Source organism: Blastococcus sp. CCUG 61487 (assembly GCF_005222955.1).
Classification (GTDB): domain Bacteria; phylum Actinomycetota; class Actinomycetes; order Mycobacteriales; family Geodermatophilaceae; genus Blastococcus.
Map to the genome: position 1 here is coordinate 1 of NZ_LWUA01000204.1, position 227 is coordinate 227.

The window sequence follows — 227 nt, forward strand, 5'->3', positions numbered from 1 at the left end:
GTGCCGCTCGACGACCTGGTGGACCCGGCCAACCGCTACCGGCTGCGGCACCCGTCGGGCTACATCGGGCCGGCGTTCGGCGTCGCCGACATGGAGATCTGGGGGTTCACCGCGGGGCTGGTCGACGCGATCCTGGACGCCGCCGGGCTGGCGCGCCCGTGGAACACCCGCGACGTGCGGTCGATGGGCGCGCCCCGGCTGAGCCCGTACACGCTGCCCGGCTCCGG

At 75.8% G+C, this 227-nt stretch carries 1 pseudogene; it reads left to right on the top strand.

The window, feature by feature from the left end:
• Positions 1-227: pseudogene (locus A6V29_RS10390) on the top strand (NUDIX hydrolase); the annotation flags it as partial.